This is a genomic window from Zymomonas mobilis subsp. mobilis ATCC 10988, from assembly GCF_000175255.2.
In the GTDB taxonomy this organism is placed as follows: domain Bacteria; phylum Pseudomonadota; class Alphaproteobacteria; order Sphingomonadales; family Sphingomonadaceae; genus Zymomonas; species Zymomonas mobilis.
The window spans coordinates 102,040-120,108 of sequence record NC_017262.1 but is presented as its reverse complement, the minus strand read 5'-3'; the positions used below and the strand labels follow the sequence as shown (position 1 = coordinate 120,108).

Annotated in this window: 16 protein-coding genes and 1 tRNA gene; 6 read left to right on the top strand and 11 right to left on the bottom strand. The window is 47.6% G+C overall.

Features of this window, described 5'->3' with window-relative positions; all coding sequences use genetic code 11:
* The first annotated feature begins 8 nt into the window (after window positions 1-8).
* Genes rpsF through rplI form a run of 3 tightly spaced genes read left to right on the top strand, consistent with a single transcriptional unit; the run spans window position 9 to window position 1,272 of the window.
* Window positions 9-383, top strand: a complete 375-nt coding sequence (gene rpsF / locus ZMOB_RS00575; RefSeq protein WP_011241042.1) for a 30S ribosomal protein S6 — start codon at window positions 9-11, stop codon at window positions 381-383.
* 20 nt (window positions 384-403) lie between these two features.
* Window positions 404-628: a 30S ribosomal protein S18 gene (gene rpsR, locus ZMOB_RS00570; RefSeq protein WP_011241043.1), complete on the top strand. Its 225-nt coding sequence runs from the start codon at window positions 404-406 to the stop codon at window positions 626-628.
* A gap of 14 nt (window positions 629-642) precedes the next feature.
* A complete protein-coding gene (gene rplI, locus ZMOB_RS00565; protein ID WP_011241044.1) occupies window positions 643-1,272 on the top strand; it encodes a 50S ribosomal protein L9 in 630 nt (209 codons plus the stop codon).
* Window positions 1,273-1,351: 79 nt separating this feature from the next.
* Here the strand turns inward: rplI and dgcA are convergent, their stop codons facing one another.
* Both dgcA and folE read right to left on the bottom strand, forming a co-directional pair.
* Window positions 1,352-2,347, bottom strand: a complete 996-nt coding sequence (dgcA, locus tag ZMOB_RS00560; RefSeq protein ID WP_011241045.1) for an N-acetyl-D-Glu racemase DgcA — start codon at window positions 2,345-2,347, stop codon at window positions 1,352-1,354.
* Window positions 2,348-2,434: 87 nt separating this feature from the next.
* Entirely contained in the window at window positions 2,435-3,040 is a 606-nt protein-coding gene (gene folE / locus ZMOB_RS00555; RefSeq protein ID WP_011241046.1) for a GTP cyclohydrolase I FolE, read from the bottom strand.
* Window positions 3,041-3,188: 148 nt separating this feature from the next.
* On the opposite strand from folE, the gene recJ reads away from it, so the two are divergent.
* The 3 genes from recJ to ZMOB_RS00540 all read left to right on the top strand — a co-directional run bounded on the left by recJ (window position 3,189) and on the right by ZMOB_RS00540 (window position 6,625).
* Window positions 3,189-4,949, top strand: coding sequence for a single-stranded-DNA-specific exonuclease RecJ (recJ, locus tag ZMOB_RS00550; protein WP_014500331.1), 1,761 nt, complete (start codon window positions 3,189-3,191; stop codon window positions 4,947-4,949).
* 115 nt (window positions 4,950-5,064) lie between these two features.
* Window positions 5,065-5,140, top strand: a tRNA-Glu gene (locus tag ZMOB_RS00545).
* 183 nt (window positions 5,141-5,323) lie between these two features.
* Window positions 5,324-6,625, top strand: a complete 1,302-nt coding sequence (locus tag ZMOB_RS00540; RefSeq protein ID WP_014500330.1) for a glycosyltransferase family 4 protein — start codon at window positions 5,324-5,326, stop codon at window positions 6,623-6,625.
* Between the two features lie 49 nt (window positions 6,626-6,674).
* Here the strand turns inward: ZMOB_RS00540 and ZMOB_RS00535 are convergent, their stop codons facing one another.
* The 9 genes from ZMOB_RS00535 to ZMOB_RS00495 all read right to left on the bottom strand — a co-directional run bounded on the left by ZMOB_RS00535 (window position 6,675) and on the right by ZMOB_RS00495 (window position 17,902).
* Window positions 6,675-8,087, bottom strand: coding sequence for a mannose-1-phosphate guanylyltransferase/mannose-6-phosphate isomerase (locus ZMOB_RS00535; RefSeq protein ID WP_014500329.1), 1,413 nt, complete (start codon window positions 8,085-8,087; stop codon window positions 6,675-6,677).
* Window positions 8,088-8,138: 51 nt separating this feature from the next.
* On the bottom strand, window positions 8,139-10,088 hold the full coding sequence (gene dxs / locus ZMOB_RS00530; RefSeq protein WP_014500328.1) for a 1-deoxy-D-xylulose-5-phosphate synthase: 1,950 nt from the start codon (window positions 10,086-10,088) through the stop codon (window positions 8,139-8,141).
* A gap of 177 nt (window positions 10,089-10,265) precedes the next feature.
* The gene (locus tag ZMOB_RS00525) at window positions 10,266-10,751 is read right to left on the bottom strand and encodes a Fur family transcriptional regulator (RefSeq protein ID WP_011241051.1); all 486 of its coding nucleotides are present in this window, start codon (window positions 10,749-10,751) and stop codon (window positions 10,266-10,268) included.
* A 246-nt stretch (window positions 10,752-10,997) separates the two neighbouring features.
* Entirely contained in the window at window positions 10,998-12,011 is a 1,014-nt protein-coding gene (gene adhP, locus ZMOB_RS00520; RefSeq protein ID WP_011241052.1) for an alcohol dehydrogenase AdhP, read from the bottom strand.
* Window positions 12,012-12,459: 448 nt separating this feature from the next.
* Window positions 12,460-13,223, bottom strand: a protein-coding gene (locus ZMOB_RS09745) for an IS5 family transposase (protein WP_099045773.1) whose coding sequence is annotated in 2 segments (ribosomal slippage) — window positions 12,460-12,890 and window positions 12,890-13,223 — 765 coding nt in all. Because the reading frame shifts where the segments join, the coding sequence is not laid out codon by codon here.
* A 340-nt stretch (window positions 13,224-13,563) separates the two neighbouring features.
* Complete coding sequence (locus ZMOB_RS00510) at window positions 13,564-14,559, bottom strand: 2-hydroxyacid dehydrogenase (protein WP_011241053.1); 996 nt, start codon at window positions 14,557-14,559, stop codon at window positions 13,564-13,566.
* 470 nt (window positions 14,560-15,029) lie between these two features.
* Window positions 15,030-15,716 (bottom strand): 2,3-diphosphoglycerate-dependent phosphoglycerate mutase, encoded by a 687-nt coding sequence (gpmA, locus tag ZMOB_RS00505; RefSeq protein WP_011241054.1) that lies wholly within the window; start codon window positions 15,714-15,716, stop codon window positions 15,030-15,032.
* Between the two features lie 249 nt (window positions 15,717-15,965).
* The gene (locus ZMOB_RS00500) at window positions 15,966-17,108 is read right to left on the bottom strand and encodes a M14 family metallopeptidase (protein WP_014500327.1); all 1,143 of its coding nucleotides are present in this window, start codon (window positions 17,106-17,108) and stop codon (window positions 15,966-15,968) included.
* Complete coding sequence (locus tag ZMOB_RS00495) at window positions 17,105-17,902, bottom strand: DUF4136 domain-containing protein (RefSeq protein ID WP_014500326.1); 798 nt, start codon at window positions 17,900-17,902, stop codon at window positions 17,105-17,107. The genes ZMOB_RS00500 and ZMOB_RS00495 overlap by 4 nt, the downstream gene beginning before the upstream one ends.
* Window positions 17,903-18,069: the final 167 nt, after the last annotated feature.

The window sequence follows — 18,069 nt, the reverse complement described above, 5'->3', positions numbered from 1 at the left end:
GACAGACGATGCCTCTTTACGAGCATGTGTTTCTTGCCCGTCAGGACCTTGCACAGACGCAGGTCGATGGGCTTGCCGCTACGGCAACCTCTATTATCGAAGAAAAAAGCGGTAAGGTCGTAAAGACCGAAATCTGGGGCTTGCGTAACCTCGCTTATCGCATCCAGAAAAACCGTAAAGCCTATTACATCATGCTGGAAATCGATGCTCCGGCTGATGCTATCCAAGAGCTGGAACGCCAGATGGCGTTGAATGAAGACGTTATCCGTTACATGACTGTCCGTGTCGATGCCCATGAACAGGGCCCTTCGGCTATGATGCGTCGGGGTGATCGCGACCGTTCAAACCGCAGCGATCGTCGCCGCGATCGTGACGCAGCCTAAGCCTGAAAGGAAAAAATACTATGGCACGTCCTTTCTTCCGTCGCCGCAAAAGCTGCCCTTTCGCCGCTAAAGATGCGCCGAAGATCGACTATAAAGATGTTCGTCTTCTTCAGGGCTTTGTTTCTGAACGGGGCAAAATCGTTCCCAGTCGTATCACTGCTGTTTCTGCAAAAAAACAGCGCGAACTGGCTCGCGCCATCAAGCGCGCCCGTCACATCGGGCTTCTGCCCTTCATCGTTAAGTAAGGAGCGCCCGATCCATGGATGTTATCCTGCTCGAACGTATCGAGAAACTTGGTCATATCGGTGACGTTGTTGCCGTGAAAAACGGTTATGCCCGTAACTTCCTTCTTCCCCGCAAGAAGGCTTTGCGCGCTAACGAAGCCAACCGCAAAATTTTCGAAGCTAACCGCGCCCAGATCGAAGCCGATAATGCGGCTCGTCGCACGGATGCAGAAAAAGAATCTGAAGTCGTTAACGGTCTGACCGTTACCCTGATTCGTCAGGCTTCTAACACCGGCCATCTTTATGGTTCCGTTTCTGCTCGCGATTTGGCTGATGCTATTGTCGAAGCTAAACCGGAAGCCAAAGTGGCGAAAAACCAGATTGTTCTTGATCGCCCGATCAAGTCCATCGGTATTTCTGAAGTCCGCGTTGTCTTGCATCCGGAAGTTGCGGTTAAGATCAAAGTCAACGTTGCTCGTTCACCTGAAGAAGCTGAACTTCAGGCTGAAGGCGTTGATGTTATGAATCAGATGTTTGAACGTGATGGCGCAAGCTTCACCGAAGACTATGATCCCAATGCCGAACCGGGTCTTGCAACCGAAGCTGAAGAAGCTGTTGCAGATGCCGACGACAATGCAGAAACCAACAGCGAAGAATCTCTCTGATTTTTTACCGTTGTTTTTGCAAAAAAAAGCCGCCTGTTTTCAGGCGGCTTTTTTATTGTCCGAGTGAAATGGTTTTTATTTAAGGCCCACCCCAAAAAGTAGCAGAAGGTGGATGTAAAATCCCGTTATCAAGTAACATCCCGTCATTACGGTCATGAACAAGCCAATCGGCACCGTCGAGATCAACAAAATCAGCCTGTGCGGCTAGATGGAAGGCGGGTGCCAGTGACAAAGACGAACAAACCATACAGCCAACCATAATGCTAAGATTAAGGCTGCGCGCTTGTTTCATAATGTCGATGGCAGCAGTCAAGCCGCCGGTCTTGTCTAATTTGATATTGATGACCTGATAACGGTCAGCAATATGATCGAGATCATCCGCCGAATGGAAGACTTCATCCGCGCAGATCGGTACAGCCGGTGAAAAGCCTTTCAACGCCTCATCAGCGCCCGCCGCAAGCGGTTGTTCCAATAAAGCGACACGCGCATCAGCTAGAAAATTCTGCATCTTGTCGAGCAAATCGAAAGACCAGCTTTCATTAGGATCAACAATCAGCCGTGCTTTGGGTGCCTGATCTCGCACGGCCTTGATGCAGTCTTCTGGATTATGCTCATCCACCTTGACTTTGATTACCGGACAATAAGCCAGCTTTGCCGCCGCTTTTGCCATGACCTCAGGTTCATCAAGGCTGATTGTCACGGCAGTGGCCAGTGGCTCCAGCTTGGCTATCCCCATCATACTGGCAACGCTTTGCCCTGAAATTCGCGCTTCAATATCCCATAAAGCACAATCCAGCGCATTGCGGGCGGGCCCAGGTGGAAGCAATGTTAGCAAGGCTTCCCGTCCATAATGCTCGGTTATCTTATGGCTGACCGAATTGGCCTCTATCAATGCGCTTTCAACCGTCTGACCGTAACGTGGATAAGGAATGCCCTCCCCTCGTCCAGTGACGCCGCTTTCACTGATATTGGCGACGATCGTATCAATCGTATTTTTAACGCCCCGCGAAATCCTGAAGGGGGTTTTCAGCGGTAGGCTTTCACCCATAATAGAAAGGCTACGGGTCGCTGTCATAATCTTTTCCAGATAGCTAGTTCATCTTTGGTCATAACACCATTTCCACCGGAAAACGGTAAATTTTACCATTAACCTTGATCTGGATTACACACCCATAAGATTAAGGATCATTTTGGCCTGTTCAGGGTCTTCGCTGTAAATACCGCGCAGCGTTTTGGTGACGGTCTGGACATTGGGGGTTTCGACCCCACGCGCGGCCATACAACTATGCACCGCAGAAATAACCACCGCAACACCGCGTGGGCGCAGATTATTCCAGATACAATCGGCCACCTGTGCTGTCAGCCTTTCCTGTATTTGCAAGCGATGGGCATACCCTTTCAGCACCCGCGCCAGTTTTGACAGGCCAACAACCTTTTTATCCGGCAAATAGGCGATATGGGCATGCCCCATAATCGGCGCCATATGATGTTCGCAATGCGAATAGAAAGGAATATCTTTCAGCAGCACAATATCGTCATAGCCGCCGACTTCTTCAAAAACGGTTTTTAAATGGTTTTCAGGGTCTTCCCGATACCCCCGACAATAATATTTCCATGCCTTGGCAACCCGCTTTGGCGTATCAATCAGGCCTTCCCGATCAGGATCATCACCCGCCCAACGGATAAGGCTGCGAATGGCTTCCTGTATTTCTTCCGGCACATTGACCTGATCCGGGCGCATAACCGCCAGATCTTGTATTTCTTCCATTATGATATTTTGTCCTGTTTCGGGGTTATGGTCTAATAATGTCTGTTGCGCTATCATGTCAGGGATAGTGGAGCAATGATGGTTCTTTTGTTCTTTATCTCTTCATTTCAAGCGAATTCTTTCTTTATTATGCGAATTTGGGATATTTATGGCAAATCTTGTCTGTGGCGTTTCTTCTTCTGCTCTGGGTCAGGCATGGCAATGGCGCGGCCAAAATTCGGGGTTTAGTGGAGAAAATCCGCTTGAAGACCTGATTGATCGTATTCTTATCACGCGCGGCTGTCCTCGGGAAAGTCTGTCTGCCTATCGCGATCCCAAAATTAAAAATTTTATGCCTGACCCTTCTTTATTATGCGATATGGATCGCGCGGCAGAGAGGCTAGCAAAGGCTATCTATAAGAAAGAGTCTATCGTCATTTTTGGCGATTATGATGTCGATGGAGCCACTTCATCGGCTTTGATGATTGATCTTCTGCGTCAATTGGGTGTGAATGCCGGTTACTATATTCCTGACCGTGTGGCGGAAGGCTATGGCCCAGCGGTTCAATCGATGCGAAAATTGGCCGAAGAAGGGGCTAATCTGGTTGTGACGGTCGATTGCGGCGCACAGGCTTATGAAGCCCTTGAGGCAGCAAAAGAAGCCGGTCTGGATGTGGTGGTTGTCGATCATCACCAATGTCAGCCTCAATTGCCAGAGGCTCATGCTGTTGTGAATCCTAACCGTCTTGATGAAGAAGAAGGCGCACAATATGGGCATTTGGCAGCTGTCGGCGTGGCTTTTTTATTAGCGGCAGCTTTGGTACGGCATTTGCGGCAGGACGGCTATTTTTCGGATAGACCCGAACCCAAACTGATGGCGTTACTTGATTTAGTTGCCTTGGGAACAGTCGCTGATGTCGCGGCGTTACATGGCCTCAACAGAGCTTTTGTCGCGCAGGGCTTAAAAGTTATGGCGGCGCGGTATCGTCCCGGCATTGCCGCTCTATTGGATGTTGCAGGCGTTTCTCGTCCGCCGACGACATATGATCTTGGTTTTATATTGGGCCCGAGGATCAATGCCGGTGGACGGGTCGGTAAATCTGATTTGGGTGTCAGGTTGTTGACCAGTCTTGATAAGAATGAATGTGAGAATCTGGCGCTCGCTTTAAATCAATTCAATCTGGAACGACGATCGATTGAACAAACCGTAACCGAAGCCGCTGAAGGCCTATGTGAAGAGCAAGTTGAACGGCCTGTGATGGTTGTGGCGGGCGAAGGATGGCATCCCGGCGTGATCGGCATTGTTGCGGGTAGGCTAAAGCAAAAATATGACCGCCCTATTATCGTGATTGGTATTGACGAGGAGGGCAATGGGAAAGGTTCTGGACGTTCTTTATCGGGCGTCGATTTGGGCGCCGCAGTCTTATCAGCCAAGCAAGCAGGGCTGTTGGTGAATGGTGGTGGACATGCCATGGCAGCAGGTCTTAGCATCAAGAAAAATCAGATAGAGGATTTTGCGACTTTTATTTCAGAGAGAGTCCAAAAAGATGTCGAAACGGCTCGCGCGAATAAAGCCTTGTTGATTGATGAAGTTTTAAGCGCTGGGGGTGTCAATTTGTCTTTGATTGAGGCTTTGGAGGCCGGTGGCCCTTATGGAGCGGGATGGCCCTCCCCTCATGTCGTGGCGGGGCCTGTATATGCCATTCAGACACGGATATTAAAAGAGAAGCATTTGTCAGTTATTTTTAAAGGACAAGATGGGCAAAGCTTTAAAGCGATTGCCTTTAATGCGGTAGAGACCCCAATTACCCAAATCGTGGTAGCGGCTGGGCGTGACCGCAAGCTATGGGTGGCCGGAAAAATCCAGTTAAATGAATGGAATGGCAGAAAGGATGCCCAGCTTCATATTGAGGATATCGCTTGGGCATAAGGAAATAGGGCATTTTTCGCGAGACGGTAAAAGTTTTTGAAAAAAATAAAAAAATTTGAAAAAACCGCTTGACCTTATCGCGAGAATTCCATATCTACCGCCTCACACCGCGAGCGACCCCATCGTCTAGCGGTCTAGGACATCGCCCTTTCACGGCGAAAACACGGGTTCGATTCCCGTTGGGGTCGCCAATAAATTTAACCTCGGTGTTATAATTTATTGGACATGGTAAGCTGGCTTTTAGCCGGCTTTTTTTGTGTTTATAGCATGTCAAATCTACTTTTTATCTCATAAGATTAAATCGAGCTTCGCCTTTTAGCGAAGATTCTATTATCCAATTTTAATATTTTATGGCTATACGGATCACCTGTTCCATGTCTTCTAAATGTTTTGTCGATGGCCTCAACCTTGCTAACCCGCAAGGAACAGGCATTGCTTCTTATGCTCGATCTCTATTGAAAGCGATCAGAGGCATCGGCCATGAAACAGGCATTATTTATGGCAGAAATGTAAGCAATTCATCGAATCCTGCTTTAAGAGAAATTCTGTTTTTTCGCGACGAGCTAGTAATTTCTCCCAAAAAGGCCATTTTATCTGATATTAAAGATATTATTCGCTATAAAAAATCTGGAAAAATTCAACCATATAGAATAGATTTAAATATTGTTGATAAATTATATGCAAAAAACATCAATAATAATGTAGAATACATCTATAATTACAGAAATATTTTTACTATTTCTAAAAAAAATTATAAAACATTCCACAATTTTTTAAATATGGTCTTGGATGATGCACCCCAATTTATGCATTGGACGCATCTTATTCCTATAAAATTAAAGAATAGTATTAATATTTATACTATTCATGATCTGGTACCTTTTACACATCCCAATACGGTCGGTGGTAACCATCTTTTAAATTGGAACATTATCGCCGATATTTTAAAAAATGGGGATCATATCCTGACTGTATCGGAAGCCTCCAGACGGGATATTATTCGTCTGTTTAATGCCCCGGAGAGTCAGGTAACGAATTTATATCAGGCCGTTGAGTTTGAAGAGGGCTTGAAAAATCGTCCGGCGCATTTGGTTGAGCGGGATGTGAATGGTTTATTTGGCTTGGAATATGGTCATTACTTCTTATTTTATGGCGCAATCGAGCCAAAGAAAAATGTAAAGCGGTTAATTGAAGCCTATATGGCTGCGGACTGTCCTGACTATCCTCTTGTGATTGTTAGCAGTCGTAGTTGGAGTGCCGAAGAAGATCATGCTTTGCTGGAGCAGCTAAAGGGTCGAGAGCTGCCAGGGAAAAAGAAGATTATCCAGCTAGATTATATGTCCCGTTCTCAGCTTGTCAGTGTCGTTAAGGGCGCAAGGGCTTTAGTCTTTCCATCTATTGCAGAAGGCTTTGGTTTGCCTGTTGCTGAAGCGATGTGTTTGGGAACCGCGGTTATCAGTTCGACCCATCCTGCTATTCAAGAAATTGCAGGGGATGCCGCGTTATTAGTCGATCCTTATGATGTGGATGCCTTATCAGAAGCTATTAGCGCGATGGCTGAAGATGATAATTTGGTGAAGACATTACAGCAGCGCGGCCCTGTCCAAGCAGAAAAATTCTCAATGAAAAATTATAAGAAACGTTTGAAAGATTTTTATAAAAAATTTGGTTTCTAAAAGGGTATTTAAAGAGGCTTCTTAAAAACGAAGCCTCTTTGTTTTTCGTTTAGCGTCTATAATCGTCTTCCAGACGGACGATATCGTCTTCCCCCAGATAACAGCCGGTCTGAATCTCAATAAGAAGCAAATCAACCTTTCCTGGATTGTCCAAGCGATGCACTTCACCCATCGGGATATAAATGGATTCATTCTCGCGAATAAGATCGACATGGTCGCCAACCGTGACCCGTGCGGTGCCTTGCGTAACTACCCAATGTTCGGCGCGATTAAAATGCTTTTGCAGCGAAAGTCGATGACCTGGTTTAACCATGATCTGTTTCACTTGGAAACGAGGCCCCATAGCAATGGATTCATACCACCCCCAAGGACGAGCAACCTGTTTGGGATTTAAAGGCTCAAGCCGCCCTTCCTTGATCATTTTTTTGACCAGCGTCCCGACATTTTGAGACTGATCTTGGTTGACGACCAAAGTAACATCTGAAGTGTTGATAATGGTTAGGTCTTTAACGCCAAGTGTCGCGACCAAGCCGTTTTCAGAGCGGATAAGGCAATTAGAAGAATCTTCGGCGACCACATCGCCCATTAAAACATTACCATTATCGTCATGATCACTGATCGCCCAAAGAGACGACCATGAGCCGACATCGCTCCATCCGATATTAACGGGGACGACGGCTCTGTTATGGGCCGGTTCCATGATCGCATAATCTATTGAAATAGAGGGCGCTTTCGCAAAGGATTCTGCATCTAGGCGCGTAAAATCGAGGTCTTTTTGGCTCTTGCGTAAAGAGGCTTTAACGGCATCCAAAATATCGGATTGATAAAGCGCAAAATCTTCTAATATCCGCGATACGGGAAAAAGAAACATCCCGCTGTTCCAGAGAAAACGACCACTGGCTAAGTAATCTTCAGCCGTCTTGATATCCGGTTTTTCACGGAATCTGTCGATATGATAGCCACCCGCTATAGGTAGCGCTTCACCCATTTCGATATAACCGTAACCCGTTTCAGGAGAGGTCGGGCGCACGCCAAAAGTCACAAGAGCCTTTGCTTTACGGGCAATAGTTTCGGCATCTTTGATTGCTTCATGGAATGCTTTGACATCCCGGATAACGTGATCTGACGGTAAGATCAGCATGCAGGCATCAGGATCTTTATCTGCAATCATTGCCGCCGCTAAAGCAATCGCGGGCGCTGTGTTCCGACCTTCTGGCTCAAGGACAATCTCTTGCGCCTTAACGCCCATTTCCTGCAACTGTTCTGCAATAGTAAAACGGTATTCTTCATTGCAGATAACAAGAGGTGCCGTGAATAGAGAAGAATCTGTTACACGTGCAACAGCGTCCTGAAACAGGCTATTTTCGCCCATCAAGCTGAGGAGTTGTTTGGGATGGCTCCGGCGAGATAACGGGAAAAGGCGTGTACCTGAACCACCACACAAAACAACCGGATGTAGCATTATATATGATCTCTTTACTATTATCGGGAGCCGAGGCTCCCTAATAGCAAATTAAGCGCGAGCGATGCTACCCATATTCGCCATTTCGACGACTTCCACGGGTTTAGAATTACGATGCAATGCGGAGATAACCGCAGCAACGATGCCATCAGCATCAAGACCGGCTTCGGCATATTGCCGTTCTTGCTTGTCCTGCGGCTGGAACCGATCCGGCAGACGCAGGGTGCGGATTTTCAATCCGTCATCCACCAGGCCTTCATCCGAAGCCATCGTCAGGACTTGGGTTGCAAAACCACCCAAAGCGCCTTCTTCAATGGTAATAATGACCTGATGGCTTTTCAGAAGTTGGCGGGTCAGCGCTTCATCCAAGGGCTTAGCAAAACGCATATCAGCAACCGATGTCGACAAACCTTGAGCATCAAGCCGATCGGCAGCCTTCAAGGATTCTTCCAATCGAGTGCCGAGAGATAGGATCGCAACCTTTTTACCGCGACGGATCAGGCGACCTTTCCCGATAGGCAGAATTTCCTTTTCGCCTTCCAAGGAGACACCCACACCATTACCACGCGGATAACGCACCGAGATCGGGCCTTGGTCATAATGCGCCATGCTATGCACCATATTGGCCAATTCCCGTTCATCGGAAGGCGCCATCACGACCATATTCGGGAGATTAACCATAAAGGCGAGGTCAAAGCTACCCGCATGGGTTGCCCCATCGGCACCGACAAGACCCGCACGATCGACGGCGAAGCGCACCGGCAAATTCTGGATAGCAACATCATGCACCAACTGGTCATAGCCGCGCTGCAAGAAGGTCGAATAGAGACAACAGAAAGGCTTGTAACCGGCAGCCGCCAAACCAGCCGCAAAGGTTACGGCATGTTGTTCGGCAATACCGACATCAAACATTCTTTCAGGAAAATATTGCTGGAAGCGATCAAGACCGGTGCCCGTCGGCATAGCTGCCGTAATGGTCACAATCTTATCGTCTTGCTTAGCTTCCTTGATCAGCTGTTCCGAAAAAACAGAGGTATAGCTGGGAGGTCCCGGGGGGGCTTTCGCCTGCTTACCGGAAACCACATCCAAGCGCTGCACGGCGTGATATTTATCCTTGGCCGCCTCAGCCGGAGCATAACCTTGACCTTTGCGGGTGACGACATGCACCAAAATGGGGCCGTCCTTGGCATCGCGGACATTTTCCAAAACCGGAATGAGCTGATCTAAATTATGACCATCCACGGGGCCAACATAGTAAAAGCCCAGCTCTTCAAAGAAGGTGCCACCGGTTGCCATACCACGCGCATATTCATCAGCCTTGCGGGCAGCCGTTGCCAAGCCTTTTGGCATCCGGTTGACAACACCGCGCATGATATCGCGCAAATTCATGAAAGGCCGTGAGGAAATCAGGCGGCTCAAATAAGAAGATAAGGCACCTACCGGCGGTGAAATCGACATTTCATTGTCATTCAAAATGACAATCAGGCGCTTACCCGCCGCCTTGGCGTTATTCATAGCTTCATAAGCCATGCCTGCCGTCATCGAGCCATCACCGATAATCGCAACCGCTTTGTCGTCGCTGTCGGATAATTTGCTGGCCATCGCAAAGCCGAGCGCCGCCGAAATAGAAGTCGAACTATGCGCGGCTCCAAAAGCGTCATATTCGCTCTCCGCGCGCTGCGTAAAGCCCGATAAGCCGTCACGTTGCCGCAATGTCCGAATACGATCGCGGCGACCTGTTAAAATCTTGTGAGGATAGGTTTGATGCCCAACATCCCAGACCAAAGCGTCTTTGGGCGTGTTGAAAACATAGTGAAGGGCTACCGTTAATTCGATAACCCCGAGGCCGGAACCGAGATGTCCGCCGGTCACACCCACTGCCGAGATGGTCTCTTTCCGTAATTCATCCGCCAATTGCCGGAGGCTGTTGCGATCTAATTGACGCAATTCTGCCGGTGTCTTGATCTTGTCTAACAACGGCGTCTTGTCATTCGGAAACATAAGCTTAGGGCCTTAAATCAAACCGAAATTTAAGCCTGTTTAGTAAAACAATTCGCCCTAAAGGTGAACAGCAGGAACCCAAATTAGCCAAGATAAGCCCTGACTGCGACATAAAAGTTACAAAATCATGGCAGGTAATAGAGTCATTGCAACAGGTTAACCTGAGGTACATTTAGGTTAATGGGAAAGACAATGTGAACATTTACCCCGTATTTCTAAAACAGACCTTTCTGCGACAAAATCGTTTTTTTCTGCCGATTCTTTTAAAAAGCGGCTGATCTTGTCATCATCTATATGAATCACACCCCCACATTGGTCGCAGACGAGAAAAAGGCAGTCATGACGACACTCAGGATGGGCGTTGACGATATAGGCGTTAGCGCTTTCGACCCGATGCGCGAGATTGCTGCTGACGAAGATGTCGAGGATGCGATAAACGCTGTTGGCAGCTACTCTGCGTCCTTCGGATTGAGAGACAATATCGGCAATATCATAGGCTGAACTTGGCTTGTTGGTTTGTGCCAAGGCTTTGTAAACGGAGGCACGCATGGCTGTCCATTGCTCACCCGATTTCAATAAAGCCGCCTTGGCCGCTTCCAATAAGTCGGAACCGCTATGTTGAATATGGGCATGGGGCGCTGCTTGGAGGGTTGTTTCACCCAAGGCCAGATTTCCTTCTATTATATATAAACGCTAATATCCTTATATATAGGGCGAATGCCCCATAAAAACAGCCTTTAAATAGCGATCGCCGAATAGAAGGCATGAGAAGAAAAAAGCTTGGATAGCGGCTTATAGCAGCGATTGCTGTGTTAAATTCTGTATGAAAATTTTTATCAGACGACAAAGAAAAAGCCTTTCTGGTAAGAGAAAGGCTTTTTCCGTTTATGCTTCCGCCTTCACGGAAACCTAGTGATGGGTAAAATCAACAACCATACGGCCTGTGAATTTACCATGTTCCATTTCGTCAAAGATTTGGTTGATTTCTTCGACTTTACGCTTGGTGACTTTCGGTTTGACCTTACCTTCGGCTGCAAACTGGAAGGCTTCTTTCAAATCTTCCCGCGTTCCGACCAAGGAACCTAGGACTTCGATACCGTCAAGCACCAAACGAGGAATGCTCAAATCCATTTTTTCAGGAGGCAGACCAACAGCGACAACACGGCCACCCGCGCGGATAGCTTCAACAGCCGAGTTAAAGGCGGATTTGGCAACAGCCGTCACCACCGTCGCATGTGCGCCGCCGACTTTTTCCTGAATGATTTTGGCAGCATCTTCATTTTTCGGATTGATGACCATATCTGCGCCCAGCTCTTTGGCAAAAGCGAGCTGTTCATCATTGACATCGATCGCGATCACTTTGGCGTTGAAAACATTCTTGGCATATTGAAGGGCTAGATTGCCTAAACCGCCCAAGCCATAGATAGCCAGCCATTGTCCCGGCTGTATCTGAGAAACTTTGACTGCTTTATAGGTGGTTACACCCGCGCAAGTGATGCTGCTGGCAACCGCAGGATCAAGACCATCTGGCACTTTGACCGAGTAATCGGCAACGACAATGCATTCTTCTGCCATAGCGCCGTCAACCGTATAACCGGCATTTTCAACGTTGCGGCAAAGCGTTTCATTCCCGCTGACACAATATTCGCAATGGCCGCAGCCTTTGAAGAACCATGCAACACTGGCGCGGTCACCGACTTTCAGAGAAGTAACCCCTTCCCCGACCTGCTTGACGATACCGATGCCTTCATGGCCAGTAATTCTGCCGGTTTCATCGCCAAAATCCCCGTTTTTCACGTGGAGATCGGTATGACATACCCCGCAATATTCCATTTCCAAAAGCGCTTCCCCGTATTTCAGAGGGCGTAATTTGGTGTCTTTCACTTCGATCGTATGATCTTTAGTTATGACGGCTGCTTTCATGGTGACTACCTTTTGTTGATATATCTCGGAGAGATAGAGGTCAGTCGACAAATCTGCGGCTGACATACATCTTGCGAATATAGGGAAAACGATTGCCAGCCGATTACGATCCAGAAAGTTATAAAAACATTTATAGATATCACTTGTATCAATACTTAAATCTAAAATAATAAAAATGTGATTATTTAAATTTTCTTGATAAAAATACGCCCAAAAAAGTTTAATAAAAATTATTTGCAAAAACATATGAACAAGGCAGTGGATTGAGAGATATTAGGGGCGATTTTGTAAAAAATACCCTGCCTTTTTTGACGGAACTTTGGGATGCGATATTTGAGCAGGAAAACACGGTTTTGAGAGGCGCTTTTTGAAAATAGCAGCCGCTGAGATGGCGTGATTTTAGTAAATTTGGAGAAAATTTAAAAAGTCATAGAATTAGGCTCAGGACTCATTCTTTGAGATAGAAGATGAAACTTGCTGCGATATGGATTGCTGACATGAATGTGTGAGCGCACCGGTCGTATCGTGTTGCGACACGCCGCCAGTCTTTGAGCTTTGCGAACATATTTTCGATGAGGTGACGCTTTTTATACAGATGCCAGTCGTAAGGCGGCTTTGATTTCCGGTTCTTCTTCGGCGGAATACAGGCGGTGATATTCCGGTCTGCGAGAGACTGTCTGATTTTATTACTGTCGTATCCCCGGTCCCCGAGAATTTCTTGTGTTTCTTCCGGCAGATTTGCCAGCAGAACATCCGCGCCTTTGAAGTCACTGACCTGACCTGCGGTCAGATGCAGCCGGACAGGGCGGCCCTGACTATCGCATACAGCGTGAAGCTTTGAGTTCAGTCCGCCTTTCGTGCGTCCGATATGGCGGGGAAAAGCCCCTTTTTGAGCAGGGAGGCCGCTGTCCGGTGTGCTTTCAGATGTGTTGCATCGATCATCAGACGCTTCGAACGGCCTGCCTGCTCCGTCAGGGCGACGAAGATCCGGTCAAAGACACCCAGGCGGCTCCACCGGATAAACCGGTTGTATAAAGTCTTGTGCGGGCCATACGCTTTCGGGGCGTCTTTCCACTGAAGGCCGTTGCGGATCACGTAAACGATCCCGCTCAGGACACGACGGTCATCGACACGCGGCACACCATGCGCCAGTGGAAAAAACGGCTTAATCCGTTCCATCTGGTGCTCAGACAGCAAAAACACGTCACTCACAGCTTCACCTCCATCGGTAAACCTGTGAATCACAACAGCCCGCTCAACTCAAGAAATTAACAGGTCCTGAGCCTAGGACACCGAGTATGGATGGTTCCCTTGTTGGCCTTGGTATAAGATAGGGATTTCAAGAAAAACTCGGCATATTGATTAAATAATGCGGCGATGGCTAAGCAAGGTGAAAGGAAATTTTTTCCTAATAAAAAACATAGCCGGTATGATGTCCGGCTATGCCTTTATTTTGATATCAATTAGCGCGTAATAGCCTATGCCATAACTACCTAATTAACCCAAAAATTCGATCATTATGATCTTCAAAGGATAAATTGTCGCTTGTCTACTAAACAAGCGCATCCGGCATTTCTTTTCCAGCTTCGGCATCGCTGATATCTTGTAGAATACTGTGAGCAATGTTTGATAAGGCCTCTTTCGTCAAAAAGGCCTGATGTCCCGTGAAAACCACATTCGGGAAAGCAATCAACCTTTCGAGAATATCATCTTCGATAATATCGTCAGCGTGATTTTCGAAGAATAAAGGCCCCTCCTCTTCGTAAACATCCGCCGCATAACCGCCGAGATGTTTGGCTTTCAGCGATTTAATCACCGCCTTGGTATCAACCAAGCCGCCGCGACTGGTATTGACGAGGTAAAAGCCTTTTTTTGCCCTTGCCAGTGTTTCTTCGTTAATCATGTGATGATTTTCTGGCGTGAGCGGACAGTGAAGCGAAATGATGTCGCTGGTCTCGATCACTTCATCGAGAGAGGTGAAGCGGAAACCGACCTTTTTTGCCAATTCGGGGTCTGGATGCGGTTTATAGGCGATAACATTGGCACCAAAACCATGGGTCATAATATGGGCAAAGACACTCCCGATATGACCAACACCGATAATGCCGACTGTTTTGTCATGCACATCAAGGCCAATCAAACCTTCCAAGGAGAAGTTATTTTCCCGAACCCGCTTCAAACCGCGTGAAATTTGCCGATTCAGGGTGAGCAACATCCCTACTGCATATTCGGCAACCGAATAGGGCGAATAGGCAGGCACGCGCACAACCTTGATATTCAGCTTTTTGGCTGCATCGAGATCGACATTGTTATAACCGGCGCAACGAAGAGCAACCAATTTGATGCCTAAGCCTGCCAAAATTTCCAGCACTTCGGCATTGGCTTCGTCATTCACAAAGATACAAACAGCTTCTGCGTCTTTGGCTTTTTCTGCTGTCTCTTTGGTAAGCCGCTCATTCAGAAAAACAAGGTCATGGCCATAATGTTCATTTTCTTTTTCAATAGAATGATGGTCATAGTTTTTGGAACTGAATATTGCGACGCGCATAGACACCCTCTTGAAAAGTTTTTTGAAGAAAAAAGATATGTATTACCGATTGAATGAAGCGGTATTATTTTTTGTGAAATCGGTAAGCTAACTTTTATAGAACAAAGAAGGGCTTTATTTGTTCCCTAAAGAGGGAAATATATTACCAATAGAGTGGAATTTAATATTTTTAAGAGGATTCTGGCAGCAGAAAATGCCCGAGAAGGGCAATCTGAAATGGCGAAGGCTGCGTCTTCTATCTTTGGGTGATGATTTCCGCTTTTAATGATTTGGGCAAAGAGCGAAGAATAGCAAAGAATAAAAATCATCCCATCGGTGCAGAAAGCTAATTTAGTGGCCACCTTTTTTTGTCAACAAAACCGAGGTGATGGGGATAGAAAAATAAAGGGATAGACATAAATTTTCGGCCAGAGAAAACTCTGGCCGAAAAAACGGTTAACAAACCAAAAGGCTTTAAAAGCCCAAGGCTATTAACGTTCGTTAAGGAAGTAACGATCTTTCGGGGTCAGATCATCATTCAATTCGTAGACCAACGGCTGACCGGTGGGCAATTCGAATTTGACGATTTCTTCGTCCGACAATTTCGACAGATGCTTAACGAGAGCGCGCAGTGAGTTACCATGCGCACCGATCAGGACGCGCTTGCCAGCCTTCAGTTCAGGGGCAATGCGTTCTTCCCAATAAGGCAGCACGCGAGCAACGGTGTCTTTCAGGCTTTCCGTTTCAGGAATCTTGACACCATCATAACGGCGATCGCCAGACAGATCGAACTTGCTGCCTTTTTCCATCGGGGGCGGCGGAACGTCATAAGAACGGCGCCAAATATGAACCTGTTCTTCACCATGTTTAGCGGCGGTTTCAGCCTTGTTCAGACCGGTCAGGCCACCATAGTGACGTTCATTCAAACGCCAATCTTTTTCGGTCGGAACCCAAAGGGTTTTACCGGCTTCGAGAATAAGATTGGTGGTTTTGATGGCGCGGGTCAGAACGCTGGTGAAAGCGATATCGAATTCAAAACCCTTTTCAGCCAGAGCTTTACCACCGGCCGTTGCTTCCTGAACACCCTGTTCAGTCAGGTTAACGTCCCACCAACCGGTGAAACGGTTTTCAAGGTTCCATTCGGACTGTCCGTGACGGGACAAAACGAGCGTGGGCATATTCCACTCCTTTTCAATATCTCTTCGTTATGTGTTGTTCCGGTAAACGCTTGCAGTTCCCGAATCAACAAAAGAAGCCATGTATAATTAACGCTGACAATCTGTGCGGTCAGCAAAAATGGCCGCCAATCTTTCAGGAAAATTATTCGCCGTCAGATTATGCAGGCCTATCGCTTTTGGCAATAGCGGTTATAGCCTTTATGAAAAGCTCTATCAGACGCAAAATTACGATTGCGCCTGATAGTTTTATTACGCGAGATCTTTGCCGGAGATCGGGAGCTGATCAATCATTTCAGCCAAGATAGCGAGACAATCGCGGCCTAATTGTTTTGACCTTTCCGGTGACCAGCCTTTTTTCAAATCAGGCATATCGTCATGATCTTTGAAAGGCATTTCAAGCGTCATCGAAACCGCCTTGTAACGATAGGCTAATTGGTTAGTCGCCAAGGCTAGATTGGCCTGCCCCGGCTCGTCATTTTCATAGCCGTAATGACGTTGAAAATCGGGCGTGTATTTGGCCAATTTATTCCGGTAGCGGCGGAATAATTTATCCTGTGCCTTGTCGAGATCGGGTATCCCTTCAAATCCGGCAAGGAATACATGCGGAATAGCTTCATCGCCATGAACATCCATGACAAAATCAACGCCCGTTTTGTCCATATGATTGCGAACGGCCAACACTTCGGGGCTGCGTTCAGCCGTGGGTTCTGCCCATTCACGATTGAGATTGGCACCACAAGCATTCGTCCGCAAATGACCACGGCAAGAACCGTCCGGATTCATATTAGGCATGATATGAAAGCGGGCTTTTTGGCGAAGCAGGCGCGCAACCGAGTCATTTTCATCGGTTAACCTTTCCAAAGCACCTTCCATCCACCATTCAGCCATGGTTTCGCCCGGATGTTGCCGTGCGATCAACCAGATAGAGCGCCGCCCTTCCCCCATCGTCAGGCAATCCATGCTTTGACCATCGAGGCTTTTACCCAACATTTCGTAACCGACCCCTGACTTGCCAGCCATACGGGCAATCAGATCATGGTGTCGTTCCATTGAGTAAGGGGCGAAATAGGCAAAATAAGCAATATTACTACGCGGCGTATAACGGATGGTCAGCATCCCGTCGCGATAATCCGTTTCTGTCATTTGCCAGTCTTGGCGGTCTTCGGAAACGCGAGCCTGATAATCAGGCCAGCCAGCCGGATAGGCGGAATCGCTGGCATTGGTGACAACCAGTTCCAAGGCCTGATCTTTGGCACCGGTTACCTTGAAATAGAACCATTGGAAGAAATCCGACTGGTTATCTTTGATAATTTCCAGATAAATCCGGTTTCCGTCTTGTTCGACAACATGGATATTTCCGCCATCAAAGGCGGCATTGATTTGAAGGGTCATTTTACTTTTTCCGTTTCACCTGATTCACCGGGAAACTGGCCGAACATGGCTGTGGCTAATCTGTCCACCGCAATATCGGGCGTGCTTTCGGCTTTGTTACTTTTAGCTTCTGTTCGGGCGCGGCCTTCCCAGATAGCCTGATGCGTATCCCTGCGGCTGAGTTGTGCCGTTAGAATGGTTTCGACCTTGTTGCTGGTATGATAGCCGTTACCGACAGGGACAGAAATACCGGCACTGATACCGCCTCCGCCACCTCCGAAGCCGCGGCCACCCCCGCCACCGCCTCCGATACTGATACCGCTTCCGCCGCCGCCCCAGCCGACACCGCCGCCTCCAAAGCCGCCGCCGCCACCATAACCACCGCCAAGGCTGATGCCACCATGAGGGCGAGTATCACGCGGGGGCGTTTGGCCGTTGTCTCTGTAATGCGTTCCCCGCATCACGTCATACATCATCGTATATTCGGCTTGTTGCGGGTTGTCCGTGACTTGGAAACCGATTCTTGTGAGATTGCGGGCGATGCTGGCCGTGTAGCGCTGATATTCCAGCGTATTCCGTAAGGTCGGGTCATGAGGCATAATGTTGACGATGCCGGTTGTAGCCATATCGCTTTTGTGAAAGCGAGTGACTTCTATCGGCTGGGTCGCCTGTAACGGGAGCGCCGCCGCAAAGAAAAACATCCCTAAAAAGGGATAGATGCCTTTGCACCGGAGCTGTTTTTTTGCCTTGCGACCCTCTTTATTGGTCACGTCTTGCGGTATTGCGGGCTGTGATATCGTGATGAGATGCCTCAAGATAGTCTCCGTCAAGCCATCCGGTTATGAAGGGTGGTTGCTGTGGCTATGATCTTTAACGGATATCATAATATTTCAAAAAAGAATTATAGCCTTTTTTGTAATCGTGAAAAAAGTAACGAAAAAAGCCTGTATTCCAATGGTCTTTGGCTGTTTTGATGAAGAGA